The following is a 15,022-nucleotide window of genomic DNA, read 5'->3' as shown; positions in this document are numbered from 1 at the left end:
CACTAATAGCAATCGCCAGGAGGCTATCATGGTACAGGGTCGTTTTAAGGCAGTATCCACGCGTCTCCTGCAGCGTATCGGCCTTTCGGCCGCTGCGCTGCTGCTTGGGCCGCTTGCCACGCCGGCAATGGCGCGCGAGGTGATCATTGGCTGGCCAGCCACCATCACCATGAATCTGGCGCCGATCGCCGCCGGTATCGAACTCGGCCTGTTCCAGAAGGAAGGCTTGAGCATCCGCGTCGTCGAACTTAAGGGCACGTCGATGGTACTGCCGCAGGTGGTGTCGAAGGGCGTCGATTTCGGTTTTGTAGGGGCCGAGCCGCTGGCGGTGCTAAAGCAGCCGGGCCGTTCGCCGATGCCGGTGAAGTATTTCTACAACGCCACGCCCTTCTACAATTGGGAGATCATCGTGCCGGAGGCCGGCCCGGTGCATAAGATCGAAGACCTCAAAGGCAAGAAGGTCGGCGTGCAGGTACTGACCAACACCCATATGCCGATCACCCGCGTGCTGCTGAAGAATCACGGTCTGGTGGAGGGCCGCGACTACAGCTTCCAGACCATCGGCTATTCCGGCCAGGCGCTGTATTCGCTGATGCGTGGCGATGCCGATGCCTATTACATCGGCTGGAACGAGATTGCCAATTACCAGGCGATGGGGGCCAAGCTGCGCATCCTGCCGATGGACCGCGAGATCAAGACGCTGTTCGGCAATGGCTATGTTGCCGCCGAGGACCGCTTCAAGAGCGACCCGCAGACCATGGTCGGCTTCGGCCGCGCCATGGCGCAGGCGACGCTGGCTTGCCTTGGTGCGCTGGAATGGTGCGTCAAGGCGACCTGGAAGGTCTATCCGCAGGTCAAGCTGAAAGACGGAACGGAAGCCGAGATCATGGCCAAGAGTGTGCCAGTGGTGCAGACCATCCTCAAGACCATGCTGCCCCAAGGCCTGAATGACAATCCGCGCTATGGCGCCTTCTCCGAGGAATCCTGGAGCAACCTGCTGCGCTTCCTGCATGAAGGCGGCGAATTGCAGTCGCGCGACATCCCCACCAGCACGCTCTATTCCAATGAACTGGTGGATCAGATCAATGTCTTCGACCGCAAGGCATTGATGCAGACGATCAGCACCCTGAAGTAAGCGGAAGCAGGCGCAAAGCGCCGAGAGCAGGGAAAAGACCGGGGCAGCGGTGGATGCGCTGCCCAGGTATCTGCTTCTGCTGTTCCTACTGAACTGCCTGCGCCAGCCGGGCGTTCCGCGGCGGGCTGCGGTGCTGTAAGCTCGCATCCCGGCATGCTGTATCTCGATCATCTCACCGTCATTGCTCCCGATCTTGCCGAAGGCGCTGCACATGTGCGCGCCTGCCTGGACCTGGATGTGCCTTTCGGCCAGCGGCACCTTTATATGGGCAGCCATAATCACCTGCTGCAGCTCGGTGGCAGCGTCTATCTCGAAATCGTCGCGCTCGATCCTGATGGCCGGGCGCCTGGCCGGCCGCGCTGGTTCGGCCTGGATAATATGAGGGCGGTCCGTGCCGCCTGGGATGATGGCCGCCGCCTGCGGGGTTGGGTGGCGCGGGTGGATGGCATGGACGCGGTTCTCGCCCGTCATGCCACCATCTTCGGCACCAAGGTGGCGTTGCCACCAGAGAATCCGGTGTTCGATTTTGCGATCCCGGTCGATGGGTCGCTGCCGCTGGATGGTGCTGCGCCGTCGCTCATCGACCGCCGGGGCAAGCCGCGCTCGCTGGCGACCATGGCTGATCTGGGGGCGCGGCTGCATTCCTTTTTCCTGGAACACCCAGACCCGGTTGCCCTGTCAGGGCTTTATGCCGGCCTGGCGACAGACCGCCCGCCGCAGATCCGGCCCGGTCCTGTGCTGCGTTATCGTGCCATGATCGAAACGCCGGCGGGCCTGCGCGAACTGACGTAAGGCCTCCCGCTTCATAATTGCACTTGCCAAAGCCGGCGAGGCTGGATAATTATATCAACAATGTTGATATAAAAGCAGGAGGGAACGATGGCAAAGTCCGCCTATATCGCTGGTGTCGGCATGACCAGCTTTACCAAGCCCGGTACCAATGAGCCTTTCCCGGTGATGGCCAAGCAGGCGATTTCAGAAGCCCTGGCCCATGCCGGCCTGGAATTCTCCGCCGTGCAGCAGGCCTATGCCGGCTACGTCTATGGCGATACCACCTGCGGCCAGCGCGCGGTCTACACCGCCGGCATCACCGGCATTCCGATCATCAATGTCACCAATGCCTGCGCCACCGGCTCCACGGCCCTGTTCCTGGCCCGCCAGGCGGTGGAAGCCGGCGTGGTCGATTGTGCTTTGGCGCTTGGCTTCGAGCAGATGCCGGCCGGCGCCATCGATGTGATCTACCCGCAATGGCCGAGTCCGTGGCAGCCCAGCCTGGAAGCCGCGCAGCGCGTGCAGGGCGAATCCGCCGCACCGTTTGCCTGCCAGCTTTTCGGCGGCGCCGGCCGCGAATACATGGACCGCACCGGCATGGCCGCCGAGACCATGGCGGAAGTGCAGGTGAAGGCCCGCCGCCATGCCGCCAATAACGAGCGCGCGCTGTTCCGCAAGCCGGTGACGGTGGAGGAAGTGATGGCCTCGCCGGCGATGTTCGGCCCGCTCACCCGCCTGATGTGCTGCCCGCCCACCTGTGGCGCTGCCGCCGCCATCGTGGTGTCGGAGGATTTCGCCCGCCGCCATGGCCTGAACCGTGCCGTGCGCGTGCGCGCCCAGGCGATGGTCAGCGATCAGCCCGATGTGTTCGAGGCCGGCAGCATGATGAAGCTGGTCGGCTACGACATGGCGCATACTGCTTCGCGCCGGGTTTACGAGGCCGCCGGCGTCGATCCCAAGGACATTCCGGTGGTGGAGCTGCACGATTGCTTCGCCTCCAACGAGATCATCGCCTATGACGCACTGGGGCTGATCGATAGCGGCGATGCCGAGCGTTTTGTGCGCGACGGCGACAATACCTATGGCGGCCGCTGTGTTACCAATCCTTCGGGCGGCCTGCTCTCCAAGGGCCATCCGCTCGGTGCCACCGGCCTGGCGCAATGCGCCGAACTGGTGTGGCAGATGCGCGGCGAGGCCGGGGCGCGCCAGGTGGAGGGTGCCAAGCTGGCGCTGCAGCATAATCTCGGCCTGGCTGGCGTCTGCGTCATCAGCCTGTATGAGGCGCCTGCCGCAGCCTAAGCGAGCGCAAACGGGGCGAGCGCAAACGGGGAGGCCGCCGCGCGTGCGGCGGCTTCACTCCGGCTGGTAGACGCTGATCCAGGGTTTGTCCTGGTCGCGCACCATTTGATAGAGCACGGCCCAGAAGGTTTCGAGCTGCTTGCGTGGCAGGTGGCGCAGGCTGGTTTCGATATGCTCGAACTGCAGCTTGGTCAGGCGGCGGTCGAGTTGCAGGCCCTTGGGCGTGCAGTAATGGCAGCGGTGGCGGCGATCGGTCTTGCCCGGCCGCTGCTCTATCAGGTCCATGCGCATAAGCTGGTTCAGGGTGCGTGACAGCGCCTGGTTGGTGATGCGCAGGATCGAGAGAATCTCGTTCACCGTGATGCCGGGATTATGCGCCGTCAGGTACAGCACGCGGTGATGCGCGCGGCCCATGTCGTATTGCGACAGTACGCGGTCGGCAAGATGAGCCATTTCCATATGCACGTAAAACACCAGTTCCAGCGTGCGGCGCGAATCCTGCTCCACATCGGCCATCATCGCGGCTGTCGCCACAGAGGCGGTATTTGCTGCCGCCACTGACTTCTTCTGCTTCGCCGCCATCGGCGCTCACCCCATATTCAACCAGGGAATCCGTGCGGCAAATGCCGCCGGCTCCGCTTCCAGATCGCTCTGCATAAGGGAATTCCAGCGATTAAACCAGCCAAAAGCGGCGATAACGGTAATGATCTCATGCAACGCCTCGGTGCCGTGATGCCGCGCGGCGGCAGCATAGGCGGCGCTGGTATCGCCCATCGGCAAGCGGCCACCGGCGGCGGCAAGGTCGAGCGCCGTGCGTTCGGCATCATCATAGAGCGGCGAGGTGGCGCGTTCGGGCAGGGCGATGATCTTGGCTTCCGCCACGCCGGCATGCGCGGCGGCATGCACGACATGCGCGGTGGTGTAGCGGCAGCCGGCGATGCGGCTGGTTTCAGCGGCGATCATGAAGCGGAAGGCTTCCGGGAAGTGGCCGGGGCCGCGCGCCGTCACGCGCACCAGGCCGAGCACTGCACTCAGCAGGCCCTCGCGCCGCGCCATGGTGAACAGCGCATTCGGGCGATAACCGACAAAGTCGATAAGTGCCTGCAATTCCGCGGCATTGCTGCCGGCATCAGCGGATTCGAGCGGACTGATCCGTGCCATGAGTATTTCCTCCTGCTGCGCCATGCCTGTTTAATCCCGGATGGCATTTATAGAAAACATGTTGATATATTGATCAAGCGGTGATAATAGTGCCGCCAATAGTCGCGTACTGCAACGATAAAAAAACCGGAGGAAACCATGAAGCCGTCGCGTGCCACAGCCGTGGCCTGTTCCGCTCTCGCGCTTGCTCTTGCAGCGGGCGTTGCATTTTCCGCAGCCACTGCCGCAGCGCAGCCGGCCGACAAATTCCGCATTGCCGGCATCATTCCGTTGAGTGGTGCCTGGGGTATCATCGGCGAGAATATGCGCCGTGGCGCCACCATCGCCATAGAAGAGCGCGGCAGCAAGGTGCTCGGCAAGCCCATCGAAGTGATGTGGGAGGATACCGAAACCTCCACCCAGGTGGCGGTGCAGAAGGCGACTCGTGCGCTTTCTCAGGGCGTACACACGGTGTTCGGCGAAGTCTCGTCCGGTTCCACCCTGGCGATCATGAAGCTGACCGATCAGCGCAAGGTGCCGCAGATCGTCACGCTTTCCGCCGACGACCGCATCACCGGCGCCGACAAGAGCCGCTACACTTTCCGCACCTCGAATACCGTGTCCATGGAAAACACCATGATCGGTGAATTCGCCAAGCGCCAGTCGGTGAAGAAGCTCTACGGCATCATCGCCGATTACCAGGTCGGTCGCGATATGTGGACGGCGCTGAAGGCCGATCTTGCCAGCAAGAATATTGCCGTTGCCGGCGAGGAATTCGCGCCGATCGGCTCGAAGGATTATTCGATCATGCTGGACAAGGCAGTGAAGTCCGGCGCCGATGGCCTGCTGCTGCTGGTGGTTGGCGGCGACGTGGTCACGTCGCTGAAGCAGGGCGGCGAAACCGGCCTGCCGCAGAAGATGAAGGTGATGGGCACCATGCTGATGGATGAGACGCTGGGTCTTGCCGTCGGCCCCACCGGCGCGCTCGGCATCAATTCCACTTTGCGCTACCACTACACGCAGGATACGCCGCGCAACAAGAAGTTCGTTGCCGCCTACCAGGCGAAGTTCAACGAACTGCCGAGCCAGTATGCCGGCGAGGCCTATGATGGCCTGAGCTGGTGGCTCGATACCGTGGAAAGCACCGGCGTTTGGGACAAGGAGAAGTGGGTGGATGCGTTCCGCAACTCCGTGCGCCAGGATTCGGTCGAAGGCGTGAAGCGCATGCGGGCCTGCGATAATCAGGCGGAGCAGATCGGCCTGTTCGGCACCGCCGTCAGCGGCGCCAATGCCAGCGTCACCATGAAGGTGGTTGAGACTTTCCAGTCCGCCACCCTGTTCAAGCCCTGCGGTTGATCCTCCCCGGACGCCGCGCCGGCGCGGCGGTTGCACTCCCACGCAGCCGCCGCGCCGGTCAGCTTCTCGCATCAGGCCAGAACATTCCGGGCTAAAGCATGTCCACCATCGTCATCGGTCTCAGCATCGGTATGCTGCTGTTCCTGCTGGCCGCAGGCCTGACGCTGATTTTCGGCATGCTGGGCATCATCAATTTCGCCCATGGCGCGCTCTACATGCTGGGCGCCTACTTCGCCTATCAGGTCGCTGCCAGTTTTGGCACCTTCTGGCTCGCCCTGCTGATCTCGCCCTTGCTGCTCGCCCTGGTTGGCGCCGGCATCGAGCGGCTGGTGCTGCGGCCAATCTACAGCCGCGCCCATGAATTCCAGTTGCTCGCCACCTTCGGCCTGATTCTGGTGCTGGAGGAATTCGTCCGCGTGGTCTGGGGCCTGCAGCTCCGCTCCATCGCGCCGCCGCCCGGTCTCTCCGGCAGCATCAACCTGTTCGATACCGACATCTCGAAATACCGCCTGTTCGTGGTGTTTTTCGGCGCCATCATGGTCGCGCTGCTGTTCTTCGGCATCGAGCGCACCAAGCTTGGCCTGATCCTGCGCGCCAGCAGCGACAATGCTGCCATGGCCGCCAGCCTCGGCATCAATGTCAACCGCGTGCGCACCGGCATCTTCGCGCTGGGCGCGGCTTTGGCCGGGATCGGTGGCACGATCGCGGGACCGATGCTGCCGATCCAGTTGCAGATGGGCTTCACGGTTATTCTCGATTGTTTCATCGTGGTGATCATCGGTGGTCTCGGCAATATCCGTGGTGCGGTGTTCGGCGCGCTGCTGATCGGCATGACCCGCGCCTTCGGCCAGCAATATGCCGCCGAGTGGATCGACATCGCTACCTACGCTGTGCTGGTCGCCACGTTGCTGCTGCGTCCCGCCGGCCTGTTCGGCATCAGGGTGCGCACGGCATGACGCGCAATCTGCATCCCGAAGCCCTGCCGATTCTGGGCTTGGCCCTGGTCTTCCTCGGCGCCGGCCTGTTCTCGGCCAATGAAGGCTTCATCTATCTGGTGGCGCTGATCATGATCTGGTCGATCTTCGCGCTCGGCTACGATATCGCCTTCGGCCTTTCCGGGTTGCTCTCGTTTGGCCACGCCGCCTTCTTCGGGCTTGGCGCCTATGCCGCTGCCTGGGCGATGCTGGATGGCGGCTGGCCTTTCTCGCTGGCCTTGCTGGCGGCGACAATTGCCGGCGCGCTTACCGCTTTGCTGTTCGGCATTATCGGCCGGCGCGTATCGGGTCTCTATTTCTCACTGATGACTTTGATGCTGGCGGAACTGATCGCCATCGTGATGACGACGCGGTTGCGCAAGCTTTCGGGCGGCGTCGACGGCCTGCCCGGCGTGCCGCGTCCGGCCTTCGGCGAAATCGATTTCTTCAACAACCATGCCTTCTACTGGAGCATCTATGCCGCGTTCTTGGCAACGCTGGTGTTCTGCGGCATCTTCAAGCATTCGCCCTTCGGCCAGGCCCTGCAGGGCCTGCGACAGAATCCGGTGCGCGCCGAACAGATCGGCTTCGATATCACCGGCCTGCGGCTGGCGGCACTCACGGTTTCGGGTGGTTTTTCCGGCCTTGCCGGCGCCTATCTCGCCTCGCTGATGATGTATGTCAGCCCGCAGATGCTGAACTGGAAGATTTCCGGCGACGTGGTGATCATGACCTTGCTTGGCGGCAGCGGCACGCTGCTGGGGCCGGTGATCGGTGTCACCCTGGTGGAATTGCTGCGCGAGGGCCTCTCCGCCAGCACACAATATTGGTATGGCATCCTCGGCGTCATTTTCATCTTCTGCACCATCTTCCTGCCCCAGGGTCTTGTGGGCCTGGGGGCGCGGTTATGGAAGCGGTCATGACAGCAGAAATCGCCCTTTCCTGCCGCGATGTCAGTGTCCGCTTCGGGCAGTTCCAGGCTTTGAGCAATGTCAGCCTGGATCTCGAACGCGGCAAGACCATCGCCCTGATCGGCCCCAATGGGGCCGGCAAGACCACGCTGATCAATGCCCTGAGCGGCCGGCTGACCATGGCAGCCGGCAGTATCGAACTGGCGGGCCAGGATATCACGGCATTGCCGGCGCATCGCCGCGCCGCAGCCGGTCTGGGGCGCAGCTTCCAGATCATCAATATCTTCGACCGCATGACGGTGCTGGAGAATCTGCGCCTGGCGGCGCAGCCGCGCCGCTTCCGGCTGCAACCCTTCTGGCGGTCAGTGGCGGCATGGCCGGAACTCACCGAGCAGGCAAGGCGGGTTGCGGGCGAAGTCGGCCTGGAAGCCGAGCTTGATCAGCCGGTGGCGGTGCTGAGCCATGGCAAGCAGCGCGCCGTTGAGCTCGGCCTGTCCTTGATGACCGAGCCGAGCGTGCTGCTGCTGGATGAGCCATTGGCTGGCGTCGGCCAGGCCGAGATCGATGCCGCCATGGCCTTGCTTGATCGCGTGCGGCGCCATCGCTCCGTGCTGCTGGTGGAGCATAACATGGATGCGGTGATGCGCATTGCCGACGAGATCGTGGTGATGATCGCCGGTGAAGTGCTGATGCGCGGCTCGCCCGACGCGGTCTGCCGCGACGCGGAAGTGCGGCGGCTCTATCTTGGGACGGATCAGGCCCATGCTTGAACTGCAGAACGCTGATGTCTTTTATGCCAAAGCGCAGGCGCTGCATCATGTCGATTTCGCTATTGCCGCCGGCGGCATCGCGGCCTTGATCGGGCGCAACGGCGCCGGCAAATCCACCCTGCTGCGGGCGCTGGCCGGCGGCCAGGCGGTGGCTTCAGGCGCGCGGCGGCTGGATGGCGCGGATATCACCAGGCTGGCGGCGCATGAATGCAGCCGGCGTGGCATCGCCCTGGTGCCGGAGAACCGGCAGATCTTCCCCAGCCTGACGGCGGAGGAAAACCTGCGCCTGCCGGCGGCGATCCATCCACCCGGTTATTGGACGCTGGAGCGCGTCTACGGCCTGTTTCCGCGCTTGGCCGAGCGCCGCGCCACCAATGGTACGTCGCTCTCCGGCGGCGAGCAGCAGATGCTGGCGATCGGTCGCGCATTGATGGCCAATCCGCGCTACCTGCTGCTGGACGAACCGACCGAAGGCTTGGCGCCGGTGGTGGTGGATGCGATCATCCAGGCCATTGGCGAGATCAATGCCCAGGGCACCGCTGTCGTGCTGGTGGAGCAGAATTTCAAGGTGCCGCGCCTGCTGGCGCAGCAATTTCATCTGATCGATAGCGGCCGCATCGTGTGGAACGGCGGGCCTGAGGCAATCGCCGAGGCGCAGGACCGCATGATGATCGGGCATTAAGCATTGGTGTGAGGAGCAGGGGCATGTACAGCAAGGTTGATGATCCGTCGCAATGGCTGCTGCCGCAGGCGCTGGCCGAACAGGGCGCGCGGCAGCCCGATGCGCCCTGGATCATCATGACCGATGGCGCTCGCCTCAGCTTCGGCGAGGCGGCTGCCGATGTCACCCATGTCGCCGGCTACATCAGTAGCCTCGGCATCAAGCCGGGCGACATGGTGGCGGTGATGATGCCGAATGGCATCGATCTGGTGCGGGCCTGGCAGGGTTTGGGTCGGCTCGGCGCCGTGGCGGTGATGCTGAACACCGAATTGCGCGGCGCTTTCCTTGAGCATCAATTGCGCAATTGCGGCGCCGATCTCGCCATTGTCGATGCCAGCCTGCTGGAGCCGGTGCTTGCTGCTGGCGCTGATGTGCCGAGCCTGAAGCGCATCATCGTGGTGGGCGACAAGCCCGCGCATGCCGCCGCGAGCCAGGTTTTGCTCGACTGGGCCGGGTGGCGCCAGGCGCCGGCCTATGACGGGCCGATGCCGCGTGCCGAGGATATCGCCTGTGTCATGTACACGTCTGGCACCAGCGGCCCCTCAAAGGGCGTGCTGATGCCCCATGCCCATTGCGCGCTCTATGGTATCGGCCAGATCAAGGCGGTGCAGCTTACCGCGGCGGATAAATACTACATCACCTTGCCGCTGTTCCACGCCAATGGCCTGCTGATGCAACTCGGCTGCACCATCCTGATGGGCATTCCGGCGGTGATCCGCCAGCGTTTCAGCGCCTCGGAATGGCTCAACGATATCCGCCAGCATGGCTGCACGGTGTCGAACGGACTCGGTGCACTGGCTGCCTTCGTGCTGTTGCAGCCGCCACGGCCCGAGGACAATCAGCATAAGCTGCGCGTGCTGTGCAACGCGCCGAACCTGCCCGAGCATGAAGCCGCCTTCCGCCAGCGATTCGGCATCGGCGATATCGTTTCCGGCTTCGGCATGACGGAAGTGAATATCCCGGTCTGGGGCCGTATCGGTCAGCCCTGTCCGGGTGCCGCCGGCTGGGCGCATGAGGAGCATTTCGAGGTCATCGTCGCCGATCCGGAAACCGACCGCCCAGTGCCGCCGGGCGAACTTGGCGAAATCCTGGTGCGGCCGAAAGTGCCCTTCGGCTTCATGGTCGGCTACCACAACATGCCGGAGCGCACCGTCGAGGCCTGGCGGAATCTCTGGTTCCATACCGGCGATGCCGGCACCAAGACCGCCGATGGCCTGATCACTTTCGTCGACCGCATCAAGGATTGCATCCGCCGCCGCGGCGAGAATATTGCCGCCACCGAGGTGGAGAGTGCCATCGGGCGCCTGGATGGCATCGAGGAAGTAGCGGCCTTCGCCGTGCCGTCCGACATCGCCGGTGGCGAGGATGAACTGATGTTGGCCATTGTGCAGAAGCCGGGCGCGGCATTGGCACCGGAAGCAGTGGCGCGTTTCGGCGATGGCGTGCTGCCGCGCTTCGCCACCCCGCGCTATATCGAATTGCTGCCTGAATTGCCCAAGACCGCCACCGGCAAAGTGCAGCGCGCCGTATTGCGCAAGCGCGGTGCAGGTCAGGCCTGGGATCGCGAAAAGGCCAAGGCCAAGGTGGGGTAAAGGCTATATCAGTCGGGGAATTTGGAGCGGGTGAGGGGAATCGAACCCCCGTCGTAAGCTTGGGAAGCTTCTGCTCTACCATTGAGCTACACCCGCGCAACGCACAGCGTCGGCTGGGCGCACCTTAGCCAAGCCGGCGCGGGGCTGCAAGGTCAGGGCCGGCAGGGGGCGGGCCGAAGCAGGCTCGTTGCGCGGATGTAGCTGCCCTCAGGTGGGCGGGTATCAGGATGCAGGCGCCAGGGCCGTGGTGCTGAGGCGCTGGGTCATGGTGTCGACCTCCTCGCTGCTGACCGGCCAGGAGGCGGCCTGGCTGGCGGAGAATTTGCTGCCGCGCCATTGCTGATAGATTTTGACCAGCGTGTCGCCTTGCTTGCCGAACCAGAAGACACCGACTTCACCGACGCCTTCACCATAGCCGCTGCCCACCGGTATGTGCGGCGTGTTCTGGCACACCACGCGGATCAGCGTGTAATCATTGGCCAGCGGCTGCACGGTGGCGGTGAAATTCTCCCGACCGCAAGCCTGTACCAGCGGCGTCAGGGACTGGTTGATGAAATCCTGCATCGGCATACCCGGCAGCTTCTGCGCCACCACGCCGTAAAGCCGCTTCCACGCCTTGAAGCTGTCGCCTTTCGGAATCTGCTCCTGGATGAAAGCCGTTTCTCGCTGCTGCCGGTTCACTTCGCTGCCGCCGAGCGGTTCTTCGTATTTTTGCCAGCTAGGCCCAGGATGCTTTGCCACGGCATCGAATAGTCGCACCGTCTGGGTCGTCTTGTCGGCTGTCTTCGCCGTATTGGTCTGTGCCGCACTGGTGGCGGCCAGCGCACAGCCGGCAAGCAAGGCCAGCAGCAGGGCCGTGCCTCGCCGATGCCTAAGGCGCCAAACATGTGGCGGCTGATTCAAATCGTCGGATGAAATCGAAGGCTGTCGCATGACTCTCTCCCGATTTGCTCAATAAGTACAATCTGTGGAGAGTATTTCGGAACTTCAAGTGCGACTTTTTCAACTTCAGATGGGGAATATCAGGCAGGTGGTGGTGCCATGGGCATAGAGCTTGCCGCTGGCATCGTAGAGATGGCCTTCCGCCGTGCCGACCTGGCGGCCGACATTGACGACCGTGCCGACGCAGAAGACCGGGCCGATCTGGTCCGAGAGGCCGCGCACCAGGTGCACACGGTATTCCAGCGTGGTGTAGCCGGTGCCTTTCTTCAGCGTGCTCTGGATGGCGCAGCTCATGGCGCTGTCCATCATCGTGCCGGTGAAGCCGCCATGCACGCTGCCGATCGGATTGTAATGCCGCCGCTGCGGCCGGGCGGCGAACACGACGCGGCCGACCTCGGCCTCGTGGATCCACATATTCATGCTTTCGGCGATCGGTGCGCCGGGAAAGGTGCCGTCCATCAGGCCGCGGAACAGGTCGATGCCATCCAGTTCGCGCAGCTTTTCCAGCGGCAGCACGCCGAAAACCGGGTTGGCCGGCGGCTGGACATCGCTTGGAAAACGGGGGGCGGCTGCAGCCATGACGGTTCCTCCTTGGCGGGGCGGCTTAATTAGTGTAGATACACATATTATGAATTCCGCCCCTGGACGCAACCCTCTCGACCCGGCTGACGTGGCGGCAGGACCTGATTTGCCGGCAGGGCAGGATATGCGGCCCTGGCCGGAGCCGAAGCCTGACGGACGGGAATACTGCCCCTGTTATGAATCGCGCCGCCTGGCCCGGCGGGTGAACCTGTTCTACGAAACCAATACCGGCCTGACCTCGGCGCAGTTCAGCCTGGTCGGCTTTGCCCTGGCGCGGCCCGGCCTGTCGATCTCCGAGATGGCGCGGCTGCTGGATGTCGACCGCACCACGGTGACGCGCAACCTGGCGATCCTGGAGCGGCTCGGCCTGGTGCGGCAGGAAGCCGCCCCCGGTGATGCGCGGCGCCGCGCGCTCCATGCCACTGCGGAAGGCCGTGTCGCCTGGCGTGCCGGCCTTGCCTCCTGGCGCGCGGCGCAGGCCAGCTTCAAGCAGCAGATCGGCGGCCAGGAGGCCTTCGATGACCTGATCGGCCTGCTGCGGCAAACCGCCAATCTGCTGCCTGGCGACGCGCCCAAAGCCGCAACCGGCTCGTAAATCCACGATCTAGTTGTGCTTTAGTCGAAAGCGGGCGGCCTCGTGCTTGGCCTTGGCGGATGTTTTGTGAATAATCCCCAGCGAAAGCGCGCCGGCCTTAAGCGGCGCCACAAGAATCTGTTGCCTAGGGAGAGCACCGCCATGGCCGATAACGAGCTGTTTCCGGTTTCCGACGCGTGGGCCAAGCGGTCCTGGATCGACAATGCCAAGTACAAGGCGCTCTACCAGCAGTCGGTGAGTGATCCGGAAGGCTTCTGGGCCGAGCAGGGCAAGCGCGTCGACTGGATCAAGCCCTATGCCAAGATCAAGGATGTGTCCTACGCCAAGGACGACCTGCATATCCGCTGGTATTACGATGGCGTGCTGAACGTTTCGGCCAATTGCATCGACCGCCACCTGGCTAAGCGCGGCGACCAGACCGCGATCATCTGGGAAGGCGACGATCCGGCCAAGTCGGCGCATATCACCTACAAGCAATTGCATGCCGAGGTGTGCAAGCTCGCCAATGTGATGAAGGCCAACGGCGTCAAGAAGGGCGACCGCGTCACCATCTATCTGCCGATGATCCCGGCGGCCGCCTATGCCATGCTGGCCTGCGCCCGCATCGGCGCCATCCATTCCGTGGTGTTCGGCGGCTTCTCGCCGGACAGCTTGGCCAACCGTATCCAGGATTGCGACAGCAAGTTCGTCATCACCGCCGATGAAGGCCTGCGTGGCGGCCGTGGCGTGCCGCTCAAGGCCAATGCCGATGCGGCGCTGAAATCCTGCCCCGGCGTCGAGAAGGTGCTGGTGGTGAAGCATACTGGCGGCAAGATCGATTGGACGGCGGGCCGCGATCTCTGGCTGCATGAAGAGGCCGCCAAGGTGCCGGCCGATTGCGCGCCGGAGCCGATGAACGCGGAAGATCCGCTGTTCATCCTCTATACCTCGGGCTCGACCGGCAAGCCGAAGGGCGTGCTGCACACGTCCGGCGGCTATCTCGTCTTCGCCTCGATGACGCACCAGTATGTTTTCGACTATCACGATGGCGATATCTACTGGTGCACCGCCGATGTCGGCTGGGTGACCGGCCACAGCTATATCCTCTATGGGCCGCTGGCGAACGGCGCCACCACGCTGATGTTCGAAGGCGTGCCGAACTATCCCGATGCCTCGCGCTTCTGGCAGGTGATCGACAAGCACAAGGTCAACATCTTCTATACCGCGCCGACCGCGATCCGCGCCCTGATGCGCGAAGGCGAGGCCCCGGTGAAGAAGACCAGCCGCGCGTCTTTGCGCCTGCTTGGTTCGGTCGGCGAGCCGATCAACCCTGAAGCCTGGCTGTGGTATCACCGCGTGGTCGGCGATGGCCGCTGCCCGATTGTCGATACCTGGTGGCAGACAGAGACCGGCGGCATTCTCATCACGCCGCTGCCCGGCGCTATCGCCCAGAAGCCGGGCTCGGCGACGCTGCCGTTCTTCGGCGTGCAGCCGCAATTGGTGGACGGCGAGGGCAAGGTGCTGGAAGGCGCCACCGAGGGCAACCTCTGCATTACCGATAGCTGGCCGGGCCAGATGCGCACCGTCTATGGCGACCACCAGCGTTTCATCGACACCTATTTCAGCACCTTCCCCGGCAAGTATTTCACCGGCGATGGCTGCCGCCGCGATGCCGATGGCTATTACTGGATCACCGGCCGCGTCGATGACGTGATCAACGTGTCGGGCCATCGCATGGGCACGGCGGAAGTGGAAAGCGCGCTGGTCGCCCATGCCAAGGTGGCGGAAGCCGCCGTGGTCGGCTATCCGCACGACATCAAGGGCCAGGGCATCTATGCCTATGTCACGCTCAAGGCCGGTATCAGTGCCAGCGACGAGCTGCGCGCCGAACTGGTGAAGCATGTGCGCACGCTGATCGGCCCGATCGCCACGCCGGACCTGATCCAGTGGGCGCCGGGCCTGCCCAAGACCCGCTCGGGCAAGATCATGCGCCGCATCCTGCGCAAGATCGCCGAGAACGAGTTCGGCGCGCTGGGCGACACCTCGACGCTCGCCGATCCCACCGTGGTGGATGATCTGATCAGCAACCGCCAGAACAAGGGCTGATCGGCTTTTCCGCCTTCGTCATGCTCGCTTTCGCGAGGGTGACGTTATGGGGTGAATTCTGAAACGTCGTCATGCCCGGGCTTGACCCGGGCATCTTTTTCAGCCGCCACGCGGCATAAGACCCCCGGATCAAGTCCGGGGGTGACGAC

The 15,022-nt window shown here is 63.5% G+C and carries 15 protein-coding genes and 1 tRNA gene; 11 read left to right on the top strand and 5 right to left on the bottom strand.

The genetic code is table 11. The features are described 5' to 3' along the window. Window positions 1-28: 28 nt before the first annotated feature. The 3 genes from V6B08_RS16975 to V6B08_RS16965 all read left to right on the top strand — a co-directional run bounded on the left by V6B08_RS16975 (window position 29) and on the right by V6B08_RS16965 (window position 3,205). Complete coding sequence (locus V6B08_RS16975) at window positions 29-1,135, top strand: ABC transporter substrate-binding protein (RefSeq protein ID WP_341983036.1); 1,107 nt, start codon at window positions 29-31, stop codon at window positions 1,133-1,135. A 153-nt stretch (window positions 1,136-1,288) separates the two neighbouring features. Continuing rightward, entirely contained in the window at window positions 1,289-1,927 is a 639-nt protein-coding gene (locus tag V6B08_RS16970; protein WP_341983034.1) for a VOC family protein, read from the top strand. Between the two features lie 87 nt (window positions 1,928-2,014). Next, the gene (locus V6B08_RS16965; RefSeq protein ID WP_341983031.1) at window positions 2,015-3,205 is read left to right on the top strand and encodes a lipid-transfer protein; all 1,191 of its coding nucleotides are present in this window, start codon (window positions 2,015-2,017) and stop codon (window positions 3,203-3,205) included. A gap of 54 nt (window positions 3,206-3,259) precedes the next feature. Here V6B08_RS16965 and V6B08_RS16960 read toward each other — a convergent pair whose 3' ends face one another. Together V6B08_RS16960 and V6B08_RS16955 are read right to left on the bottom strand one after the other, a co-directional pair. After that, complete coding sequence (locus tag V6B08_RS16960) at window positions 3,260-3,787, bottom strand: MarR family winged helix-turn-helix transcriptional regulator (protein WP_341983029.1); 528 nt, start codon at window positions 3,785-3,787, stop codon at window positions 3,260-3,262. Window positions 3,788-3,793: 6 nt separating this feature from the next. Continuing rightward, on the bottom strand, window positions 3,794-4,366 hold the full coding sequence (locus tag V6B08_RS16955; RefSeq protein ID WP_341983027.1) for a carboxymuconolactone decarboxylase family protein: 573 nt from the start codon (window positions 4,364-4,366) through the stop codon (window positions 3,794-3,796). 138 nt (window positions 4,367-4,504) lie between these two features. Here V6B08_RS16955 and V6B08_RS16950 point away from each other — a divergent pair, with 138 nt between their 5' ends. From V6B08_RS16950 to V6B08_RS16925, 6 genes are all read left to right on the top strand, one after another. Then, a complete protein-coding gene (locus tag V6B08_RS16950; RefSeq protein WP_341983026.1) occupies window positions 4,505-5,701 on the top strand; it encodes an ABC transporter substrate-binding protein in 1,197 nt (398 codons plus the stop codon). 98 nt (window positions 5,702-5,799) lie between these two features. Further along, entirely contained in the window at window positions 5,800-6,657 is an 858-nt protein-coding gene (locus V6B08_RS16945; protein ID WP_341983024.1) for a branched-chain amino acid ABC transporter permease, read from the top strand. Beyond that, the gene (locus tag V6B08_RS16940) at window positions 6,654-7,598 is read left to right on the top strand and encodes a branched-chain amino acid ABC transporter permease (protein ID WP_341983021.1); all 945 of its coding nucleotides are present in this window, start codon (window positions 6,654-6,656) and stop codon (window positions 7,596-7,598) included. Before V6B08_RS16945 ends, V6B08_RS16940 begins: the two co-directional genes overlap by 4 nt. Continuing rightward, window positions 7,595-8,356: an ABC transporter ATP-binding protein gene (locus V6B08_RS16935; RefSeq protein ID WP_341983019.1), complete on the top strand. Its 762-nt coding sequence runs from the start codon at window positions 7,595-7,597 to the stop codon at window positions 8,354-8,356. The genes V6B08_RS16940 and V6B08_RS16935 overlap by 4 nt, the downstream gene beginning before the upstream one ends. Then, window positions 8,349-9,038 carry an ABC transporter ATP-binding protein gene (locus V6B08_RS16930; protein ID WP_341983017.1) on the top strand — a complete coding sequence of 230 codons (690 nt, stop codon included), beginning with the start codon at window positions 8,349-8,351 and terminating at the stop codon, window positions 9,036-9,038. Before V6B08_RS16935 ends, V6B08_RS16930 begins: the two co-directional genes overlap by 8 nt. Before the next feature lie 23 nt (window positions 9,039-9,061). Continuing rightward, window positions 9,062-10,669, top strand: coding sequence for an AMP-binding protein (locus V6B08_RS16925; RefSeq protein ID WP_341983015.1), 1,608 nt, complete (start codon window positions 9,062-9,064; stop codon window positions 10,667-10,669). A gap of 22 nt (window positions 10,670-10,691) precedes the next feature. Here V6B08_RS16925 and V6B08_RS16920 read toward each other — a convergent pair. From V6B08_RS16920 to V6B08_RS16910, 3 genes are all read right to left on the bottom strand, one after another. Then, a tRNA-Gly gene (locus tag V6B08_RS16920) sits at window positions 10,692-10,765 on the bottom strand. Window positions 10,766-10,891: 126 nt separating this feature from the next. After that, complete coding sequence (locus V6B08_RS16915) at window positions 10,892-11,602, bottom strand: hypothetical protein (RefSeq protein WP_341983013.1); 711 nt, start codon at window positions 11,600-11,602, stop codon at window positions 10,892-10,894. A gap of 75 nt (window positions 11,603-11,677) precedes the next feature. Further along, window positions 11,678-12,190: a PaaI family thioesterase gene (locus tag V6B08_RS16910; protein WP_341983011.1), complete on the bottom strand. Its 513-nt coding sequence runs from the start codon at window positions 12,188-12,190 to the stop codon at window positions 11,678-11,680. Window positions 12,191-12,317: 127 nt separating this feature from the next. Between V6B08_RS16910 and V6B08_RS16905 the strand changes: the two genes are divergently transcribed. Together V6B08_RS16905 and acs are read left to right on the top strand one after the other, a co-directional pair. Beyond that, on the top strand, window positions 12,318-12,788 hold the full coding sequence (locus V6B08_RS16905; RefSeq protein WP_341983010.1) for a MarR family winged helix-turn-helix transcriptional regulator: 471 nt from the start codon (window positions 12,318-12,320) through the stop codon (window positions 12,786-12,788). A 141-nt stretch (window positions 12,789-12,929) separates the two neighbouring features. After that, on the top strand, window positions 12,930-14,873 hold the full coding sequence (gene acs / locus V6B08_RS16900) for an acetate--CoA ligase (RefSeq protein WP_341983008.1): 1,944 nt from the start codon (window positions 12,930-12,932) through the stop codon (window positions 14,871-14,873). The last annotated feature ends 149 nt before the right edge of the window (window positions 14,874-15,022 follow it).

The organism is Ferrovibrio sp. MS7 (assembly GCF_038404985.1).
Lineage (GTDB): Bacteria > Pseudomonadota > Alphaproteobacteria > Ferrovibrionales > Ferrovibrionaceae > Ferrovibrio > Ferrovibrio plantarum.
The sequence above is the reverse complement of the archived record's forward strand: the minus strand, read 5'-3'. Positions and strand labels throughout refer to the sequence as shown.